Consider the following 19,331-nt stretch of genomic DNA (forward strand, 5'->3'; position numbering starts at 1 on the left):
GGGGCGCACATGCCGAGCTTCAATATCTACGTCTTGGGGGACGTTAGCTCCTTCTACGCGACGCTGAATGCCGTCGCCATGATTTTCGCTCAGAAGGGCTTTCTGAATAGTGCGTTCATGGTCGGCGGTCTCGTGATGCTGATCTCCGGCATCCTGTACATGATCGGGAAACAGAGTGATGGATCTGTGCCCGGCGTTATGGGGCCGATTAGCGGGATGTTCGGGCTGTTCGCTGTCGTTTGGACTTCGACCATCCCGACTTCCGTCATGATCAACGACATCTACACCGGCAACGTTGCCAAGGTGGACAACGTGCCGTTGATCATTTCGGTGCCAGCGAGTGCATTCACCACGGCGAGTAACCGGATCTTCCAGTTGGCTAACACCGCGTTCCAAGCTACGAGCGGAAGCTACATGGCCGTCGGTGAGCAGGGCTTCATGATGCCCCTCAAGATTCTCTTCTCACTGCGAGGAGGCTTCGACAACGCCGATGCGAATCTCGACGCGAGCCTGCGATCGTTCATCCTGGACTGCATCCCGAATTCCGACACTTTCTCCATGGATGCACTGAAGCAATCGGCCAACTCGGTCGACTACATCCTTCAGAACGGGCGCCCCAACGGACTGACCACGTATTGGCCGTCCGCCGATGCCGCTGGCAATCCTTCGCCGACACCACAGGCGCAATCGGTGTCTTGCAGTCAGGCAAAGGCATTGATCGATACAGACGTGTTCGGCAAGTTCTTCTCAGGCTCTAACAAGAACCTCATGAACCTGATGAACCAGAACATGAAGGACAAGAATCCGCACGGTGCGTCCTATACACAGGACGATGCGGCGAACGCGTGGGCGGGCCTCATTCCCGCAACGTGGCAGGCAGCCCAGTCCGCCACGACCTTTATGTCCAACGCACTGACGTACAACACGATTACCAATACGTTCAACTGCATGGGAGCGAACGGGTCCCAGGCGAGCTATGACATGTGCAACGTGCAGATGACGCAGGCTTTCGAGCAGAGTCGTACCGACGCTGCTGCGGCCGGCTCGTTCTTCTCGAAGATGATGATGCCTGCAATGATCTTCATGCAGCTCATGTTCTTCGGGTTTGCGCCCTTGGTTGTCATTTACGGCGTAATGAAGGGCGGTGGTGCGCTCGGGATGTATGTGAAGTATCTCCTGTTCGGTATCTGGACCTCGAGCTGGCTCCCGTTCGCCGCTGTCATCCAGATGTACATACAGAATGACGTTCTCAGCAAATTCGCCGAGATCAAGTCGAACGGTCTGACACTCGGCAACTTCTCACCGATCTACTACGATCTGCTGGCCTCCCGCCTATCGGTGGCGTCAGATATGCTTGCTGCCACGCCGCTTGTGTCATTGGCGATGCTCACCGGTTCAGCGATGGCAGTCACGTCACTCGCCGGTCGCTGGTCTGGGCGTGACCACGTCGACGAGAGGCAATCGAGCCCTGATCTGCTGAAGAATGGCGGGCTCGTCGACGTAGGCGCGGCGGCCAAGTACGGCCCTTCTCAAACGGGGGATCGACTGTCGGGCTCGCTGCGCACCGACGCATCGCTTCCGAGCTTCCGGATGGGTGAAGCGACGGACAACAGCGTGTCTAGCGCATCAGCGCAGGTTGCGTCGAGTCGTGCAGAAGCCGCACAAAGCTTCGAGCGACTGCTGAATCAGATGAAAACCCACTCCACTGGCTCCAAGGTGTCGGATTCCGACATCAGCGGCATCGCCAAGGACTATTCGAGCCGGGCAAGTCAGGTCCACGAGCAGGCAAACGCAATGATGGACCGGCTTGGCTTCAGCCAGGAGCAGAAGTCGTCCGTGCAAGCAGGGGTGGAGGCTTCCGGCGGCTTTAGTAGCCCATTTGGCGGCGTAAAAGTAACTGCACAAGCTATCGCCAACGCCAGCAAGGGCAAAGTGAGCGCTGAGGAGGTTCAGAGCTCGATGTCCTCGAAGATCGGGACAGACGAAAGCTGGGCGACCAGCATTACCAACAAGGCGCAGCACGCGGTTGATCACTATGTCGGCGACGACAACAAGACTGCCCAAGGTCTGGCTGCGTCTGCTCGCGAGTCCATTGGGCGCGTCCAGCAAGCCGAGCAGAGCTTCCAGCGAGCCACCAGCCTGAAAAACTCCGTCGGAGCGGATTTTTCCGTTCAAGGATCGGAGCTGGGCGCGAAAATTCTCGCGAACCCGGCCGCGAAAGCAGAACTGGACAAGGATCACGCTGAACACCTGAACGACAGCGGTTATCACGCACGCTATGAGGCCGCGAGGGGGCAGGTGGCGCGTGCAGGTGACATTCGCGGAGGCGAGGAGCTTGCGCGCTTCATGGCGCTCGCGGGCCATAAGGGCGGCATGGTTGGTGCGGCGACGGTGCTGTCGATGTTGAGTGGCGTCAGCGCTCCGAAAGACTTCGACGCTAACGCTAACCAAAATGTCGGCGCAGCCGCGAACGCAGTCCCCGCGGACCCGTCACGCCGAGCGCTCAGTCTGCGCGACCCTCACGTGCTAGCTCACAGCGCCCCATCGCCCTCGGGCGGAGCGTCGGCGCCGGGGAGTGGTCCAACCGCAACAGGCGGCGGTAGCGGCCCGGCAGCCCGGCAACCAGCGAATCATCGGGTGGCACCGACCCGCGCCGCTGCACCGAGTGCACCGACTGCGGGCGGCAGCCCTGCCAACATGAACGACCTTCAGTCACGGGTGAACGCGCTTGCGGCAAACTCAATCCCCGATTTCGACGCACATCGGGCCGAGCTCGGTGCAAAGACCGGTGGCGTGGACCAGGCGATTGCGGATCAGCGTGCTGATCTTGGGGCATCGGTTCCGGTGCTCTCGGCTGAGCAAGTGCAGGACGTGTTCCATCGCGAAGTTGGAACCGTACAGAATGCGCTTGCCGGTGCCGGAATGGCATATGGGGACTTTGAGCAGGCGCATCCAGTACTTGCGGCTGGAATCGAGATCGGTATGACGATGATTCCGGCGGTACGTCTCGCAAGCGGCGGCATGAAGGTGCTGAAGTTGTCTCGCGTCGCGCAAGAAGGCTGGAAGGGTGTCGAAGCGGCCAAAGCGGGGGTGTCGGCCGCACTGAAGGAGAAGACAGCGATGGAGGCAGCCTTCACGTCCAAGAATGGCGCATTGCTGGGCGGGGGACGGACGCTTGACGCTCGGCGAGTTGCTGATATGGGCTTCAAGAGCACTGACGAATTCCTTGACGCATACGCGAAGGCTGGCAAGAACGTCATCGGCGCCGAGAAACACCTGGCGGAAACGGCCACCGATTACACGAAAAAATTCGGTGCTAGCCTCGGCGAAGGTGGGCTGCCCAAAGATGCCACCATCGGCTTCGTTGCCAAGAACGCATCTTCACAGGTTGCGTCTGCCGGGAAATCCGCCGGCGGAGCGGCATGGCTGTCGATGTCCAAGTACGAGGCGAACGTGCATCAACAGGAGCTCGAGCACGAGAAGGAAGTGCGCGACCTTCGAAAGGGTGTGCGCGGCCGATAGCGGATCTGCATCGCTCAAACTGAAGTCCTGCCCCTCTCCAAAGAGGGGCTTTTTTTTGGGCAGTGCTCGCGCCGATCGGCAGGGGAAGGTCCACATAGATACTTCCCCCGCTGAGCGACCAACAAAAAGCCCAGCAGCTTTCGCTTGCTGGGCTTTCTTACGTCGAGAGACGCGGGCGATCAGTTCATCGACTTCGACACCATCCCATTTGCCAGCTTGAAGAACAGTTCCTGATCCCCGTTAGTGTTGTCCGGGGTAATCACGTAACGCCCGCCAATCGCGATCGACGGCGTCGCGTCGATCCGATAGCTGACCAGCTTGTCGAATGCATCTCTGAGCGACTTCTCATCCACCTTCTTCCACGCTTCGTCGAAGCCATCGAGGTGCGAACTGCGAGCAATGTAGTCCCACGTCTTGCCGTCGTCGACAGGCATCCCACGGTCCTGAATTGCCGAGAACGCGTACGTCATCCACGTCGGAACGTAACTCGCATTCACGAGCTTGGCTGCATAGAAGGCTCGCGCAGCAATCACCGTGTCCCGCTGCGGCTCCACGACGGGAACAAACTCTGCCTTCCATCCCGGCGGCAAGGATTTCGCCCACTTTGCCAGTTGTTCGTGATATCCCGCGCATACCGGGCACGTGAATGAAATGAAGATCAGCGCTTTCTTGCTGTCCTCCGCCTTCGGCGCGACCTCCCTATACGGTAGCTGCGGCTGCGTTGACACCTGCTGCATTGCTTCCTGAGCCATTGTAAGGGCGGGCAGTGCGAGCAACGCGGCGGCCAAAAAATTGAATGAGCGACGGATCATTGAAATCATCCTGTGTGAGGTGGTTGAGTTCGAAGTAAAGATGAAACAGTGACTGGCCAGCCCTTTCATGCCGCCATCGCGCTTCGACCTCAATGCTGAGACTCTGGGAAACCCGCCCGTTCAAAACAAAGTAGCGGATCATTTCCGGGGCGCCTTCGGTGAAACCGATCGCCTCGATAACCTGCTGTGCGGTACACACACCGGTCTCAATCAGAATCTCGCCGATACGTCGCACCTTGCCGCGCTTTCGCAGTTCAACCTGCTGCTCCGCGGCAGCGAACGTCTGCTCGGGTGTGGCGCATCCAAGATCGACCAGAACCTGCCCCAGGCGTTTGATCTCCGGAACGGGTGGTTCATCGCGGTCCAGTTTCATCGCGCGTTCCAGAGTCGTGAAGCCGGCCGCCGCCAATCGCGTCGAGGCCTGCGCCATTGTCTCGAACTGCACTTGTCGCATCGCCGCATTGAACACATCGATCTCGCCACCGCGAGAGAGGATTGCCTCGCGCACGCGGCCATCGGCGCGGAAGATCTCCATGACGGGCATACGTCCGGCGTAGTCTTCTTCGGTCACGTTCGCGGGGAAGCGCAGGCCAGCATGATGGATTCCGGCATTCTCCATCCAGTGCATTTCGGCTTCAGTTGCTTCGCGCATCATCCGTTCCGGATTCGGCGTCAGCTTGTCGACGAGCCGCTGCGACAACACGCCGCGAAGGGCGTCCGCAATCGTCTTTGGATCAAGACCCATGTCTAACAGTCGAGTGACCGCCATTCCGGAATTGTTCGCATGCACAGTTGCCAGCACAAGATGCCCGGTGTTAGCAGCCTGTATCGCGATCATGGCCGTTTCAAGGTCTCGAATTTCACCGACCAGCATGACATTCGGTGCCTGCCGTAGCCCAGCTCGCAGGCCGCCAGCAAACGTCATGTGCTGATTGATAGGCACTTGCGTGATGCCCGGAATGATCTTTTCGACCGGATTCTCAAGGGTGTATATATTGCGGGTTCCATCGTGCAACTCCATGATGGCCGCATATAGCGTTGTGCTCTTTCCGGAGCCTGTGGGACCGCAAACGAGGAAAATCCCGTTTGGCTCCATCAGGATGTCCAAGAGACATTGACGCACCATCGGGGTCATCTCGATCTCGGCCAGCGTCGAGACCGATTCCGAATCGTCTGTCAGGCGAACGACGATTTTCTGGCCGGAGATCGTGGGCACGATCGAGACGCGACCGTCGACGATGCGGTCCTCGAATTTGAGGCGCAGCCTGCCGTCCAAAGCGGTATGACGATCCGATGCTGCAATGTTCGCGCGAGCGCGCAACTTGTCATCGAGTTGTTTCGCGAGTGAATTCGAGACACGGTCAACTTCGACCAGTCCGCCCGAGATACCGTACTGGATCAGTGTGGTATCGGACTCAAACAACATATGAACGTCTGCGGCCCGCCGTTGCGCTGCTCGCAAAAACATATTGTTCAAATAGTCCGCAGCAACGCGATCGTGCGAACCGGTCGGGAAAAAGAGGTCTGGTTCTTTCATGTTGTCACTGACGGCAATCGAGGGAAGGGCCGTAAAAAAGACGACCAAGGAATTTTTGCGTAACGCCGTCGGCAGAGATGCTCCATGAAATCAACCGGAGCCTGCTGTCCTGCGTGAGGAAGTTGTGACCTCCCCATCGAACAGCGTCGAAAGCGATTCGCACAGGTGCGGCGCCACGATAGATGCGTTCGCACGGCTGCTCGGCGAAAGCTGCATAGAGCAGCCAGCCAACGAAGACCACAACAAAGGCACCACCAAATATCTGCTTCATCTACTCTCCTTATTGAAATTCCGCCAAACCTTGGTGATGTACCGTCGTTGCGCGGCTGTGTCGTCCGAATACTTTCCGGTGTTGAAGGCGCCCACCGACTTCCATGTAGCGCCATACCGAACTTGAGCGTCGCGAAGCACCCATGCCCCCACATTGACGTTGATGCACGGGTCCATCAGCCTCTCGCGATCGATCCCATATTTCTTCAGCTCCGGCAGCCAGATCGTGCTGATCATCATCAGGCCGATGTACTCCCAACCATCCTTATCCCGGATCACTAACCGAGGGTCATACGCCGCGTTTTCTGTTCTGGCAATCGCCCGCAGGAGGCGTTCATCGACCTGGTAGCGGTCCGCGGCTTCCTTGAAACAGAAAGCCAATGCGTGCGTGCTCGCGACCGCGAGTACGGCGAACAGTAACGTGGTCAGTAGCTTTTTCATCGCTCGAATAATACAATACACGTATCTATAATCCAAGGGTATCACATGACACACTGGAAGTTTCACGGCGGAAACGTGATCGCCGCGGCGGCGCTGGTCCTGTCATCCTGCCCGGTATATGCGGATCAAGTCGTCTCCGCCCCGGACACACCGTCAACCGAGGCCGTACGCCAGGTGGTTGGCGGCGCCCGACCCGATTCGTTGCCGGCCGAAACGGGCACGCTCGATATCACGGAGAAGATGGGCAATCTCCTCACTACGGCCAAAGAAACTGGTGAGGTGATGAAGCTATACGCGGACTGGAAGTCCGGTCGAGCCGATGCGGTCGCCGACATCTTCACGCTTGCGAAGAACGGGAACGCTCGAGCTCAGAATCTCGCCGGCTACATGCTGGATAATGGCGAGGGCGTCAAGCAGGACAGCAAGGCCGCCGCTGCCTACTTTAAACACGCTGCCGATCAGCTTCCTCTTGCCAAATACAACCTCGCGGTCCTGAACTTCTACGGGCGCGGCGTCAAGAAGGATGAGCGGACCGCTATGGCGCTCTTCAAAGACTCCGCAATCCACGCCGGGGTAGAACAAGCCTGTGTCCAGTTGGCCCTCTATTATTTGCGCACGAAGAACGAGGCAGAGGCTTACAAATGGGCGAACGAGGGCGCCAACCGGGGTAATGTGAAAGCGTTCTATATCTTGGGGCGCATCCTCTATCAACGAAAGCAGTATCAGGCTGCGTGGACATGGATACAGAAGGCGGCGAGCGCATCGGAGCCCAATGCACCCGCCATCGTGTCGCTTATGTATCGCGACGGTCTCGGCACAGGGAAAAACCCGATGATGGGCGCGGCGTGGTGGCTGGTCTATACGGGGATGAGCCGCAAACAGGTTGGCAATAACCTCGCGTCAATCTCCTCCTTCAATCTCACCGAGGACGAACAGCGCCGCGCGATCAACTTCGCGAACAACTGGATCGCCAATCATGGCAGAGACAAGCGTGTCGACTACCAGAAAACTTTGCTTCAGACGAGTTGAGCAGTGGGCGGCGGCCAGGCAGTCCGGATACTGCACCGCTGCATCTTTAGTCACTCAGTCAATCACCGGTCTCAAAGTCTGGAGCGGGGAAGGGTGGCATCTCCGTGCCTGTCAGTGGCTCCCATTTCCACCATTGGGATACTCCGTAGACCCTGTTGTAGTACTCCTCCTTAACCGTCTTCCGCGCCGCGTAGTCGAGGTCGCTTCGTCCAAAGACCTCCATGGGGGTCCCGCGCTCACCACCGGCGTCCCGCAGCACGAAGTCAGGGAAAACCTCCTCGAGATCGGCATCAAACTTGAGTGGTTTCTGAAACGATCGCGAAGCGGTAACCAAGGCATTCGCAACCTCGCGCTCGTAGCTCGACTCAACACTGATCCAGTGATCTGTTATCTGCATTAGAGCGATTCCAACTATTTCACCCCTATAGCTTGACGCTGTCTGACGGTTGGGTTCGAACTGCGCGATCGCCAAGACTTTGTGACCGTTTCGCCATGCCGAAACCGCCAACGGGAAGCGATTGAGCGCCTGGCGCCAGACATCGCCCAGCAATGTAAACTCGATTTGCGGTAAAAAGTCAGCAAGCCCGAACTGTTCCGCCTCCGGCCGGCTTGAGTTCCAACCAGAGAGCGGTGCAACAAGGAAGGCGCGTCTTTGGCGCTTTACCGATGTCTCCAAGACGGCTTTGCTGGCTTTAGTGTTTGAGAAGACCATCAGGCATTCAGATAGACGCACCTTGCCAACAAACACGCGCTCGGCGCTTTTCAATAGCCTGAATCCGACGTTTCCACGTAGGTCGACTGTCGCCGGCGCACAGTGGTTCAGGCGGGATTTCTCCCATAAAAGATGAAGCAAGCCGACGAGGGTCACTCGAGGCACCTTGGAACCGGGAACACCCGTTTCCGTCTGTCGATGAAAGCTGGAGGCGGGCGTTTCGTCAGCCATCTTGAGGCCCATACCAACGCGAATCGTGAATTCACCTGAGTCGTCGTCGACCACGCCCACCGCATAAGCCCCCAAGCCCGATTTCGATCGGTCTGGCGCGTAGAAACGGCATTCATCATCGTGTTCCTGCCCAGTCAGTTTCTTCTTGGCCAGAAAGAAGATGCTCTCCAGGTTGCGCACTTCCAGTTCACGCTCACCATCGCCCCTCGCGCCACGGCAAAGACACTGAAGGCGCTGACCGGCTACATGCGCCGTCTTCAGGACGCTTTGCCAGCTTGCCCGGGTATTGGTTTCCGTTTGAAAGCCTGCCGAATATGTCTTTTGATTTGACGGGTTGTAGATCGTGCGATGGTTGTCTACCATGATTCTCGGGACGGATTGGGTTCTAGAAGGCTATCACGACCGCAAACGGACGTAAAAAAGCCCCGAATCTCGCGATCCGGGGCCTGTCAAGCTAGTTTTGCTTATGTCGAACGACATTTCACCTATCGTTTTTCATATATCAACTTATGGTGTCTTGTCGGCCGATTTTTTGTGATGGCGCCGTGGCTTAGCCGCAGGAACCTACGTAGCCACACTGGCCGCACTTCTGGCATCCGTCCACTTTGTGAAGCTCGTGGGCACCGCAGTCGGGACACTTCTTACCAAGACCCGATAGCGGAACAGGACCGTTTTCCAGACTGCGGTTCTCTTCCACCTGGCCGATCGCGTTGTCTGCATCCCTGCGTGCCAGACGACTTGCAAGCGCCGCAACGGGTACTTGATTGCCGTCTGCGTCCAGAAGCCCGCGTTTAATCAGGATGCGTTGGAGCGCATAGCCGAGCGCCGCGACCTCGGAATCATGGTACATCGGAACCTGCGTGCCGTCTTCCTTGGTGAAGAAGCCGTAACGCACCGTGCCTTTGTTCCCAGACAACTTCCCGCATGTCTGCCAGCGCTTTGGCCACTGATCCGCCCGAGCGGGCAACCATCGACAGCAACCGCATGTTAGACGTGATCCACTGTTGGCCGTCATTGCGCTGGCCAGCAGGCATGAAGAACTCGACCGGACGTTCGATCTCGACCTCATTGCCATCAACCACGCCGTTCACACGCATGAAGTTCACAGTCAGGTAGACCGTCGATTTGCCTTCGTAGGTCATGTACTCGACTTTTGAAGTGACACCTTCCAGATCACCAGCCGGACGACTGTCGAACTGCTTGCGCAGTGGGTCTTCTCCGACAATCGGCGTTACCTCTGCTGCTTTCTCTGGTGCCGCTGGTGCATCGACCGACAATACCGAACCGAGAACCGAGTTCGGACGGTAGGTAGCCAAGCCCTTCAGGCCCGCCTTCCAGGCTGCGAAGTACAGGTTCTGAAAGTCCTCGTACGGGTAATCCGCGGGGACGTTGACCGTCTTGCTGATACTCGTATCGATGTAGGGCTGGACCGCCTGAAGCATGCGCAAATGGTCCATCGCAGACATCTCGAGTGCCGTCACAAACGAACCTGGCAGGCTGTCGGTATTGCCACCGCGGTGGCGATACAGTCGATAAGCATGATCGGCAACTTCGAAGATCTCATGCGTCCCGTCTGCCATACGCTTCTTGCGGTTGTAAGTCCACGAAAACGCGGGCTCAATCCCGTTCGATGCATTGTCAGCAAACGCCAACGTGATGGTGCCAGTCGGCGCGATCGACAACAGATGCGAATTGCGAATACCGTGCTCGCGAATCTGCGCACGGATGTGCTCCGGAAGACGCTTTGCAAAGCCGCTTTCCAGATACTGCTCGACCTCGAGAGCCGGGAATGCGCCTTTCTCCTTCGCAAGTTCGATCGAGGCAAGATAGGCTTCGTCTCGCATCACTTCGGAGATCTGCGCGGCCATCGAGCAGCCTTTGTCGCTGTCGTAACGAATCCCCAGCATGACTAATGCACTTCCGAGTCCGAGAAACCCGAGACCGATCCGACGCTTCGCCATCGCCTCATCCCGCTGTTCCGGGAGCGGCCAAAACGTAGCATCGAGAACCAGATCAAGCATGCGCACACCGACACGAACCAGATCTTTGAACCCCTCGAAGTCGAAGTAAGCCTGGTCTGTGAACGCGTTACGCACGAACATGGTCAGGTTGACGGAACCGAGATCGCAGCACCCATACGGCGGCAAGGGCTGTTCACCGCACGGATTGGTCGTGCGAATCGTTTCGACGGCGTGAAGGTTGTTTTCTTCGTTAATCCGCGAAATGAACAGGATGCCTGGCTCAGCATGATCGTAGGTCGAGAGCATTACGGCCTCCCAGATTTCCCGGGCACGCTGCTTTCGATATACCCATGTCCCGTCCTCACGACGGTACGTATCGGGCTGCTTAACATCCGGGTGCGGCTCCGCCGCATGCCAGAGTTCAACTTCCTCGTCCCGCTCAACCGCACGCATGAATGCGTCCGTCACGCCGATGGAGATGTTGAAATTCGTCAAGTCACCCTTGTCTTTCGCGTGAATGAAAGTCAGGATGTCGGGGTGATCGACGCGAAGCGCGCCCATCTGTGCACCGCGCCGGGCGCCCGCCGACTCCAAGGTCGCACAAGATGTGTCGAAGACTTTCATATAGGAAACGGGGCCAGATGCGCGCGAAAACGTTCCGACTACCAATGCACCCGCGGGACGGATCTCACTGAAATCATAGCCGACTCCTCCGCCGCGACGCATCGTCTCCGCCGCCTGCAAAAGCGCGGGGTAGATACCCGGCACACCGTTTTTGTACTCCGAGACAGAGTCACCGACCGGCTGGACGAAGCAGTTGATGAGCGTCGCTTTGATGTCCGTGCCGGCAGCCGAGTTGATGCGTCCGGCCGGAACGAATCCGTGCTCCAGCGCTTCGTAGAACACAATCTCCTTCTCCGCTCGGATCTCCGGGCTTTCCACTGCCGCCAGAGCGCGAGCAACGCGGCGACGCACGTCTGCTACCGTGACTTCATCGCCCTTCGCATACTTCTCCCGCAGAACTTCGACGGAGATGGTTTGATCCGGCATCGCGCCATGGACAATCTTTTCATTTGCATTCATCTTGATACTCCTGAGTGAGTTGAAAATTTCGGCGCTAAGTCGCCGTGCTCCTTGCAATCGGTAATGTGATTCACGTGGCAATAAAAAAGCCCTCTCGCAACAAGACGAGAGGGCTTTGCTGCTGGATTAGAGAAAGAAATCCGGAGAGAAAGCCTCTCCCTTGTTCGGTGGCGGCTCAGCCTCTGGCTGCTTATCGCGCGTCGGCTCGGGCAGATCCCAAGGCAGAATCGACTCGTCTGGCTGGCCGTTGCCTTCAGGTACGGCGGGGGCGGGCGCCTGCGGCGATTCGATGACCGCGTCGGGAATAGGTCCGACGCGAAGGTTGAAGTCGCCGCAGCCGGCGCGATTGGGATTCAGATACACGGCCTGGACAGTGATGATCCCGGCTCGACGCGCAGCCTGGCCGGTCTGGCACCACAGCATCCCCTCCATACCCCTCACGGTCGCTCTTGCGGAGGACGTGCAGTTTCCGCACGTTTTGCCGCCTTCAATGTTCATCTTGAACTCCTGATGCAAGGTTGTTTTGACGGTGGGATATGCGACTCATGGATGCGGAATCCATGCGAACCAGGCGATTGCGCCAGCCGCGAGATAGATAGGCCAGGAAAGGAGAGAAAGACGCAGATCCGTCGAAGACGGCCAGCACGTCAGAAACTGCGGTGCAAGAAGCGCCCATAGCAGGATGTCCAACGCTTCGAAATGCCAGCCGCCGTTCACTCGCAGCCATGCCACGAACGCCAGCAAAGGCAAACCGAGCAGGGGAGCAAGGCAAGCTGGCGCTGCGTTGTACCAGGTAAGATTCTCAAATGTCACTGATCCCATGACGTAGCCGCGCTTATCCGCCGATCTACGGGGAAACAGACTCATTGAGATGGGGCGAGCGCCCGTCAAGGCTCCGACAATGGCATGGAGGAGCTCGTGAACCATCGTGCCCGTGAGCGTTGCAAGCGCGAAGACGGCGATCCGTCCAGAAAGCGATCGCAACATCAGCGCTGCAATCGCGGGCGGGACCAGGTAGGTGAGCATCGCGGCCTCGATGGCCGTCAGTCCGAGATTATCGGCAGCCACGATGCCTCCTCGACCGCCTGTAAGGGTGAAGCACCGGAACACCCATCGGTGTCGTGGCATCCATGATCACGTGGCACAGGCCGCTCAGACAGAAGCCGAAGGCGACGCACCAACCAAACGTTCCGACCTCAACCGCTCGTACTGCGACCCACAAGCACACGCAAATCCATCCGAGGAGCCAGTGCGTAATCGTGCGGTGAGGAATCAGAGAGATCCGCTTCCCCCATATCCACGACTTGATTTCCAGCGTATCCGGGGCGCTTGAGCCCATGAGGCATCCCACAAAAATGGTCAGCAGTTGCCAGCCTGAGAAGACATCGACGGTTGCATAAACAACGCCGGCGCCGAGCACGACTCCCGCCGCGTAATGGGCCGTTTTTGAACTCATCTCCCGCATCCATCCCTATTTATTTCTGGAACCCACTATTCGTTGGGAAAAGACCACGAACGAACTCATAAAAACAATACATAACGCGTACTAATACGTTTTCACGGTGAAAACGCCCGCAACGGGCAACGCTCCCCGCTACCTGTCCCCCTTGCAAATACAGACAACACGCGCGAGAATACATAACATTTACGCGTACTACAACAGTATCCATTTTGAGGGATTTCAATGTATTCGAGTCATGCTCGCCGGTTCGCCCGCGGCTTAATCGGGCTAACGGTGCTGATCAGCTGCGGTCAGGCCGTCGCGGCGGAACCGAAAGACATTCTTTTTGCGGCGATCCGCAACGGGTCCGCTTCCGAAACACTCAGCGGTGCCTTCCTCGAAGGCTGGCAGTCAAGGACCCATTCGACCTCACCAATCCTGATGACCGCAGAGGTCGTGAAGCGCTACCAGCAGCAGGATTGCGCGCGGCTGCGAGTGACGATGCGACAGGAAAACATTCCGAAAAAGGATGGAAGCACCGGTCCGCTCCAGTTTTCCTACGAACTGAACCTGTGCACCGATGGAATGCCGCCGGCTGAAGCGGTCGACTGGTCGAAAGTGCCGCCGGAAAAATCGGCAGCTTCTCCGGAGCAGATCAAATGAGACGATTTCTACTACTCGGTGCTCTTAGCTGCGCTTTGGCCTTGCAAAGCGGCCTCGCTCTGGCTGACGCGCACTCAGACGGGCTCAGCTATGGCAAAGGCCAGCTCGACAAGCTGAACGGCAATATCACGAACAACAACGCCAAGAACGTACCTTTCTATACGACGACGCCGAGCCAGAGCTCAAGCTTCGGCGGCCCGTCGCTCTTCGACGTGGGCGTGAGCCGGATCACGTCGTGCAAAACAGCGACCCACGGAAGTGACGCCGTCGCCAACCAGGAGTGCGACGCTGTCAATTTTCTCGCCAAGAACCCGGATAACCGGGTCAAGGTGCCGATCGGCAACGACGATCCGATTATCAAGGGCATTGGCGACACCATCAACAACGCGAACGGCCATTACAACGACAACGGCTGCGTGCCGGCGACGACCACGACGCCCGATCAGCACTCGACCGAAGTTTGTAATGAGTATCTGGTCACGGACGACAAGTTGTGCAACATGGGCCAAGTGGTTGAGGTCGACGCGGACAGCAACTACCAGTGCAACGTGACGAAGAACAGCCTTTACACGCAACAGTGCGACAAGGTGCTCAACGTATGGTGTCAGCCTGGGCAGGACGGCTGCGATAACGGGGGCATTGTTCCCGGATCAACGCAGGGCGACATGCGCGTCTGGCTCGGTCCGGTCGGGGGAGGCACATGGGATCTTCAGTTCGGCACATTCGCGGACAACTACTGGGCCGGTGATAAGACCAACGGTGCTGTCTTCGACCGATCGCTGAGCTTCAACATTCGCGACATCACTCAACTTACCCAGTTCACTCTCGTCAGGGCGGCATTCGACGACTGGCTGTGGGTACAGGTCAACGGCATCACCGTGTACGTTGGTCCATACGGTGGCGACCGTCTTTACCAAGTCCAAACGTCGTATCAGGCTAGCTGTGGCGGCAAGGACTCGGGGATGTGTACCTACTACCACACACAGATCCAGTACGGGCCGAATTCCTTCGGCAACGCCGAACTGGGTAGCAGTTGGAACATGGGGCTGAACATCGACTTGCGACCGTTCCTCCATAACGGCGAAAACACCATCTGGACTCGCACGATCGTCGCAGGCAATGGCGAAAGCGCGCTCGATATCTACGCGCGCATGTATTGCCCGGCCGTTTGCTACGACAGTTGGGATAACCAGTGTCAAAACCTCGAGTCGCGATCGTGACCTCAGGCTACCAGGAGCCTCGCATGACAAACAACCGAAACGGCCTTTGGGCACGCGCCATTTGCGCGTTTGCTCTCTGCCTCGTTTCCGCATTCCTATCTTTGCTCGGTCCGCAGAATGCGACCGCGGCCGAGTGCCGTCGCACCGGTGAGGTATGCGTCGAGGGCGGGGGCACGCGCAATATCTCAGGCGTCGACGTCTATCGCGATTGCTGGCGCTATCGGGATACCTACGAATGCAAGAAGCCGGAGTCGATCGATTACTGTGCGCCTTTTTACGCGATGGCGGGATGCTGGCAGACTTCTACCACCTGCGTTGCGACTGCGTGGGACGGTACCTGTTTGACCGAGCAGCGCACATACCGATGCGGCGATCCTTCTACGCCACCTCCGACTAACACGGTCAAGCTCGGCGACACCTACACAATTGTGAAGGATGCCCTTGACACCAAGCAATGCGATCCCTACAGCCAGAATCCGCTCTGTACACTCGCATCGCATACATGCGTTGAAGGCGCAGAAACGCGAGTGATCAACGGGCTGCCGGTGTACAAGGATTGCTGGAAGTGGCAGGACGACTACGCCTGTATCAACACGACACCCAAAAACGATTGTCAGGAGTACATCGACAAAGGTTGCAAGAAGCTCGACGAAACCTGTGTTGAGAGCACCGATCCTGTTGGTTGCGTAATGAAGCAGATCACCTATAGCTGTGTTACGAAACAGGGTACGACGACGACAGGCGAAGATTGTAGTGCGCGCACGTCCTGCTACGACGGGACTTGCTGGGATACTGGCTATCCGCCCGATACCGATTTTGCTACCGCGGTAGCAGGCATGGAGGCGGGCCGCGAAGCCGGTGTCTATGGCGCAAAGGCCATGGACCTGTTTAAGGGTGAACACGAAGAATGCCGCAAAGGCTATGGTGGTCTGAAAAACTGCTGCAAGACCGATCCGGGTGGCAAGAGCAACAACACCATCATGCTTTCCGCGGGTCTTCAGGGCGCTAAAGTGGGCTCGAAGTACATGTTCGACTACATGTATCAGAACACTGAGTGGATGCAATCGGCATTCAGCTCGATGGGCTTTGACGGCATTGACATGGCTTCGCACTTTGGCTCGTCGTTCTCGATGTACGGCCTTTCGTGGACTGCTGGATCGACCGCCCTTGCGGCCGGCGAGACCGGAACAGGCGCGTTAGGGCAGACCGTCTACGGCCTCGGTAACGGCTTTGCGTTCGACCCGTACTCCTTTGCAATCATGGTCGCCATCCAGATTGTCATGTCGCTGATGGAGTGCAATGCAGGCGAGCAGCAGCTCGGCATGCATCGTGGCTCAAATCTTTGCCACTATGTCGGCGACTACTGCTCGAAGAAGACGTTCGGTGTTTGCCTGCAAACCAACCAGTCGTACTGCTGCTACAACTCGAAGCTGGCCAAGATCATCAACGAGCAAGGCAAGCCGCAGATCGGCAAGGGTTGGGGAACGCCCGAAGCGCCGAGTTGCGACGGCTTCACCGCTGAGGAGTTTCAGAAGATCGATTTCTCGGCAATTGATATGAGCGAGTTCGTCGGCGACATCATGGATGCAACGGACATCCCGGACATCGGGAATCTCCAGAAGACCATGTCCGACAAAATGAAGGGGCTTTCGACCAATCCGATTGGCAACACCTCTGGCGTGTCGACTGGCTCCGCGCAGACCGGCTCGACAAAGTAATAATCCTCCGCAGCAACCGCAAGTGGCCCGCATGATCTGCGGGCCATTTTTTATCCTCGCACGACTGGCTTCGAGCGCAAAACTCACCTGTTCTGGTTGTGTATTGCGCAATCCACATCCTCCGGGGGTTTCTTATTCTGCGTTCTGCATCTCCGGGCTGTCAGGTCATCGCAAGTGGCTTGGCGCTCTCAAATCACACAGGAGATCGCTATGTTCCGCGCAGGAGAATGGGTTGGAGCAGGGAAGTGGGCAAACCGGGAATCGCATCCGAGCGCTTGGGGGCGACCCTTTCTCGGTTGCGTGCTGGACCCTGCCGATTTCAGGGCATGGGCCAACTCGTTCGAGTTTCCTGAAAGTCAACCCGATCTGGGGCAGATCATGTCCCTCGTAATCAGACTCAAGGCAGAGAACAAACTCGCAGACCGGGTGCCCGTTGAATGGAACTTCAACAACGTTCGCATCGTGAAGTGGGAGCTGATCAGCAAACTTCGCACGGCAAAAGAGGAGCACGCCTTGTGGAATGCTATGAAGCTGCAACGCATCGACGAGCTGAATCACCCACGCCGTAGGAAAAAGCGCCCTTTAGCCGACTTCCTGTCCGACGGATTCACGCACCTTGTCACGGCTTGAAAATTGATCATCCGCGCCCTTAAGCTTCATGCTTTGGGGCGCGTTTTTCTTGATACCCATAGACTGGATTGTCTTCACATTGCCTTACGCTTACGTGTGATGTATTATTTTTCCCACTGCAATCAAAACCCGCACGCGCCATGACTGACAAGATTGGCAGGTTGTCGCGGCTCGGCTTCCGCTCGCTGGCTGAGTGCCTCCTGTCGGCGCCGAAGGAATATCGCGACTACCTCGAACCACTTCACATCCTGCCGATCCCTGACACCGGCATAAAGCATTACCTCGTCCTCACGCTTACCGAGAAGACCCTCTACGACAAGCAGCGAAATGTGACGAGTCTTTGGAAAAACGCTAGCCGCCTTGTGATGCGTGGCGTTGACGGGCGCGGAGACGGGATTTCGATCACCGTATTCGGTAGTGTCTGGCCGTGGAAGGAATTCAAACTCGGCGACGAGCTTCACCTCTTCGGCGAGGTGACGACCTGGGAAGGGCGGCGTCAGCTCAACAATCCGGACCTCGTTCTCGCTTCAGATCGCGGGCGGGTTGTCCCGCTTTACCAAGGGAAACCCGGGCAGGTGAAAGGCGAGTTGCTTTCGCAGGCAGTCGCTCAGGCGTTACCGATGGTGAACGATGCCTCGTGCATGCTGCTGGAGCAGGCAGGCATGCGTGAGTCTGACTTTCGAAATGCCACTGGTTTCAACGATCCCGCCGACCTGATTCGCATGCTCCACCTGCCGCCATCAGTTCGGGAAGGGGCTGCTGCCGTCGATACGGCACGCAGCCTGTCACTGAAGGCCATACTGAACCGTGCGATCAGAAACCAGTCGCACCAGCCGGTCGCGGGCTCGTCGATCGCCGTCGATCGCGACAAAGTAGGCAGACTTGTCGCTGCACTCCCGTATCCACTCACCTTGGACCAGGCGAAGGCCATCGACGAGATCGTTGCAGATCTGCGATCACCCTTTCCGATGCGTCGCCTCTTGTCCGGTGATGTCGGCACTGGCAAATCCGTCACCTTCATGGTGCCGGCCGTTGCTGCGCATCTGGAGGGGGCGCGCATCGCTATCATCGCGCCGAGCCAGCTTCTTGTTGAGCAGCTCGCAGGGGAAATCCGCCAACTCTTCCCGGGGACGCCCGTGTGCGAAGTTGTATCCGGTTCGAAGATTGGAGAGGGAATCGTGGTCGGCACGACCGCCGTCATCTCCGCAGCGAAAAAGAGCGCCATTCAGTTTGACCTCGTCGTCGCAGACGAGCAGCACCGGTTCTCTGTCGATCAGAAGGCCAGTTTGCTCGCATCTCACACGAACTTTCTGGAGGCCACCGCCACAGCTATTCCCCGAACCCTTGCACTCGTGCAGTTCGGTGGCGTCGCGGTCTCGATCCTGCGGGAGTGTCCGGTGACGAAGCGAGTACGGACACGCATCGTCAACCGGAAAGACGGCGGGAGGCTATTCGACTTCGTCTACCAGCAGATCCAGGAGGGTGGTCAGGTCGCGGTCATTTATCCTCTGGCCGAGGACAAGGGCGACGGAGATCGCAGTTCCGTTGAAGCCGCGTACGCGCGATTCCACGCGAAGTGGGGTGATCGGGTCGGGATGCTTCACGGAAAACTATCGGATGACGAGAAGAATACAGTTATTGCTAAAATGAAGGCTGGCGGCATCGACATACTCGTTAGTTCGACCGTCATCGAGGTCGGAATCACACTGCCGTCGCTCCGGGCCGTGGTTGTGGTGAATGCGGATCGGTTTGGCGTGTCACAGCTCCACCAGCTCCGCGGACGGGTGGCCCGGAAGGGCGGAGACGGGTTCTTCTTCCTGTATCTTCCCGAGGACGCGGAAGACGACGCGATGGCGCGGTTGCGACTCGTCGCGGAATGCAACGACGGATTCACGCTCGCCGAGCGCGACGCCGATCTCCGCGGGTTCGGGGATGTCGAGAGTTCGAGCGATGCCCAAACGGGCAATTCGCGGCTGTTGTTCTGGGGAGTAACGATTGAGCGGAAGGAAATAGAAAGCGGCGCAAGAAGCATGGGGCTGGTGTCGGCGTAGGAATCTGAGA

At 57.8% G+C, this 19,331-nt stretch carries 15 protein-coding genes and 1 pseudogene; 7 read left to right on the forward strand and 9 right to left on the reverse strand.

The window, feature by feature from the left end:
* Positions 1–9: 9 nt before the first annotated feature.
* Positions 10–3,522, forward strand: coding sequence for a conjugal transfer protein TraG N-terminal domain-containing protein (locus LDZ21_RS26425; protein ID WP_244797559.1), 3,513 nt, complete (start codon positions 10–12; stop codon positions 3,520–3,522).
* 179 nt (positions 3,523–3,701) lie between these two features.
* Here the strand turns inward: LDZ21_RS26425 and LDZ21_RS26430 are convergent, their stop codons facing one another.
* Genes LDZ21_RS26430 through LDZ21_RS26445 form a run of 4 tightly spaced genes read right to left on the reverse strand, consistent with a single transcriptional unit; the run spans position 3,702 to position 6,582 of the window.
* Positions 3,702–4,259: a thiol:disulfide interchange protein DsbA/DsbL gene (locus LDZ21_RS26430; protein WP_244797560.1), complete on the reverse strand. Its 558-nt coding sequence runs from the start codon at positions 4,257–4,259 to the stop codon at positions 3,702–3,704.
* A complete protein-coding gene (locus LDZ21_RS26435) occupies positions 4,222–5,871 on the reverse strand; it encodes a GspE/PulE family protein (protein ID WP_244797561.1) in 1,650 nt (549 codons plus the stop codon). The genes LDZ21_RS26430 and LDZ21_RS26435 overlap by 38 nt, the downstream gene beginning before the upstream one ends.
* A gap of 4 nt (positions 5,872–5,875) precedes the next feature.
* The gene (locus LDZ21_RS26440; RefSeq protein ID WP_011876128.1) at positions 5,876–6,142 is read right to left on the reverse strand and encodes a hypothetical protein; all 267 of its coding nucleotides are present in this window, start codon (positions 6,140–6,142) and stop codon (positions 5,876–5,878) included.
* The gene (locus LDZ21_RS26445) at positions 6,139–6,582 is read right to left on the reverse strand and encodes a lytic transglycosylase domain-containing protein (protein ID WP_244797562.1); all 444 of its coding nucleotides are present in this window, start codon (positions 6,580–6,582) and stop codon (positions 6,139–6,141) included. Before LDZ21_RS26445 ends, LDZ21_RS26440 begins: the two co-directional genes overlap by 4 nt.
* Before the next feature lie 45 nt (positions 6,583–6,627).
* Between LDZ21_RS26445 and LDZ21_RS26450 the strand changes: the two genes are divergently transcribed.
* Positions 6,628–7,611 (forward strand): tetratricopeptide repeat protein, encoded by a 984-nt coding sequence (locus LDZ21_RS26450; protein ID WP_244797563.1) that lies wholly within the window; start codon positions 6,628–6,630, stop codon positions 7,609–7,611.
* A gap of 58 nt (positions 7,612–7,669) precedes the next feature.
* Here the strand turns inward: LDZ21_RS26450 and LDZ21_RS26455 are convergent, their stop codons facing one another.
* From LDZ21_RS26455 to LDZ21_RS26475, 5 genes and pseudogenes are all read right to left on the reverse strand, one after another.
* The gene (locus LDZ21_RS26455; protein ID WP_244797564.1) at positions 7,670–8,917 is read right to left on the reverse strand and encodes a DUF1173 family protein; all 1,248 of its coding nucleotides are present in this window, start codon (positions 8,915–8,917) and stop codon (positions 7,670–7,672) included.
* Positions 8,918–9,104: 187 nt separating this feature from the next.
* Positions 9,105–11,598, reverse strand: a pseudogene (locus tag LDZ21_RS26460) (adenosylcobalamin-dependent ribonucleoside-diphosphate reductase).
* A 126-nt stretch (positions 11,599–11,724) separates the two neighbouring features.
* Entirely contained in the window at positions 11,725–12,096 is a 372-nt protein-coding gene (locus LDZ21_RS26465; RefSeq protein WP_244797565.1) for a hypothetical protein, read from the reverse strand.
* A 45-nt stretch (positions 12,097–12,141) separates the two neighbouring features.
* Positions 12,142–12,666 (reverse strand): hypothetical protein, encoded by a 525-nt coding sequence (locus tag LDZ21_RS26470; protein WP_244797566.1) that lies wholly within the window; start codon positions 12,664–12,666, stop codon positions 12,142–12,144.
* Positions 12,653–13,063, reverse strand: coding sequence for a metal-dependent hydrolase (locus LDZ21_RS26475; RefSeq protein ID WP_342346305.1), 411 nt, complete (start codon positions 13,061–13,063; stop codon positions 12,653–12,655). Before LDZ21_RS26475 ends, LDZ21_RS26470 begins: the two co-directional genes overlap by 14 nt.
* A gap of 219 nt (positions 13,064–13,282) precedes the next feature.
* Between LDZ21_RS26475 and LDZ21_RS26480 the strand changes: the two genes are divergently transcribed.
* The 5 genes from LDZ21_RS26480 (at position 13,283) to LDZ21_RS26500 (ending at position 19,321) form a co-directional block, all read left to right on the forward strand.
* Positions 13,283–13,702: a hypothetical protein gene (locus LDZ21_RS26480; protein WP_011876120.1), complete on the forward strand. Its 420-nt coding sequence runs from the start codon at positions 13,283–13,285 to the stop codon at positions 13,700–13,702.
* The gene (locus tag LDZ21_RS26485) at positions 13,699–14,922 is read left to right on the forward strand and encodes a hypothetical protein (RefSeq protein ID WP_244797568.1); all 1,224 of its coding nucleotides are present in this window, start codon (positions 13,699–13,701) and stop codon (positions 14,920–14,922) included. Before LDZ21_RS26480 ends, LDZ21_RS26485 begins: the two co-directional genes overlap by 4 nt.
* A 23-nt stretch (positions 14,923–14,945) precedes the next feature.
* Positions 14,946–16,640 carry a conjugal transfer protein TraN gene (locus LDZ21_RS26490; protein ID WP_244797569.1) on the forward strand — a complete coding sequence of 565 codons (1,695 nt, stop codon included), beginning with the start codon at positions 14,946–14,948 and terminating at the stop codon, positions 16,638–16,640.
* Between the two features lie 210 nt (positions 16,641–16,850).
* On the forward strand, positions 16,851–17,270 hold the full coding sequence (locus LDZ21_RS26495; RefSeq protein ID WP_244797570.1) for a hypothetical protein: 420 nt from the start codon (positions 16,851–16,853) through the stop codon (positions 17,268–17,270).
* Between the two features lie 140 nt (positions 17,271–17,410).
* Complete coding sequence (locus LDZ21_RS26500) at positions 17,411–19,321, forward strand: helicase-related protein (RefSeq protein WP_244797571.1); 1,911 nt, start codon at positions 17,411–17,413, stop codon at positions 19,319–19,321.
* Positions 19,322–19,331: the final 10 nt, after the last annotated feature.

The organism is Caballeronia grimmiae, assembly GCF_022879615.1.
GTDB classification, from domain to species: Bacteria; Pseudomonadota; Gammaproteobacteria; order Burkholderiales; family Burkholderiaceae; genus Caballeronia; species Caballeronia grimmiae.

Coding starts and splice junctions, on each gene's coding strand:
- LDZ21_RS26425 (WP_244797559.1), top strand. CDS start 10: ATGCCGAGCTTCAATATCTACGTCTTGGGGGACGTTAGCTCCTTCTAC.
- LDZ21_RS26430 (WP_244797560.1), bottom strand. CDS start 4,259: ATGCAGCAGGTGTCAACGCAGCCGCAGCTACCGTATAGGGAGGTCGCG.
- LDZ21_RS26435 (WP_244797561.1), bottom strand. CDS start 5,871: ATGAAAGAACCAGACCTCTTTTTCCCGACCGGTTCGCACGATCGCGTT.
- LDZ21_RS26440 (WP_011876128.1), bottom strand. CDS start 6,142: ATGAAGCAGATATTTGGTGGTGCCTTTGTTGTGGTCTTCGTTGGCTGG.
- LDZ21_RS26445 (WP_244797562.1), bottom strand. CDS start 6,582: ATGAAAAAGCTACTGACCACGTTACTGTTCGCCGTACTCGCGGTCGCG.
- LDZ21_RS26450 (WP_244797563.1), top strand. CDS start 6,628: ATGACACACTGGAAGTTTCACGGCGGAAACGTGATCGCCGCGGCGGCG.
- LDZ21_RS26455 (WP_244797564.1), bottom strand. CDS start 8,917: ATGGTAGACAACCATCGCACGATCTACAACCCGTCAAATCAAAAGACA.
- LDZ21_RS26465 (WP_244797565.1), bottom strand. CDS start 12,096: ATGAACATTGAAGGCGGCAAAACGTGCGGAAACTGCACGTCCTCCGCA.
- LDZ21_RS26475 (WP_342346305.1), bottom strand. CDS start 13,063: ATGCGGGAGATGAGTTCAAAAACGGCCCATTACGCGGCGGGAGTCGTG.
- LDZ21_RS26480 (WP_011876120.1), top strand. CDS start 13,283: ATGTATTCGAGTCATGCTCGCCGGTTCGCCCGCGGCTTAATCGGGCTA.
- LDZ21_RS26485 (WP_244797568.1), top strand. CDS start 13,699: ATGAGACGATTTCTACTACTCGGTGCTCTTAGCTGCGCTTTGGCCTTG.
- LDZ21_RS26490 (WP_244797569.1), top strand. CDS start 14,946: ATGACAAACAACCGAAACGGCCTTTGGGCACGCGCCATTTGCGCGTTT.
- LDZ21_RS26495 (WP_244797570.1), top strand. CDS start 16,851: ATGTTCCGCGCAGGAGAATGGGTTGGAGCAGGGAAGTGGGCAAACCGG.
- LDZ21_RS26500 (WP_244797571.1), top strand. CDS start 17,411: ATGACTGACAAGATTGGCAGGTTGTCGCGGCTCGGCTTCCGCTCGCTG.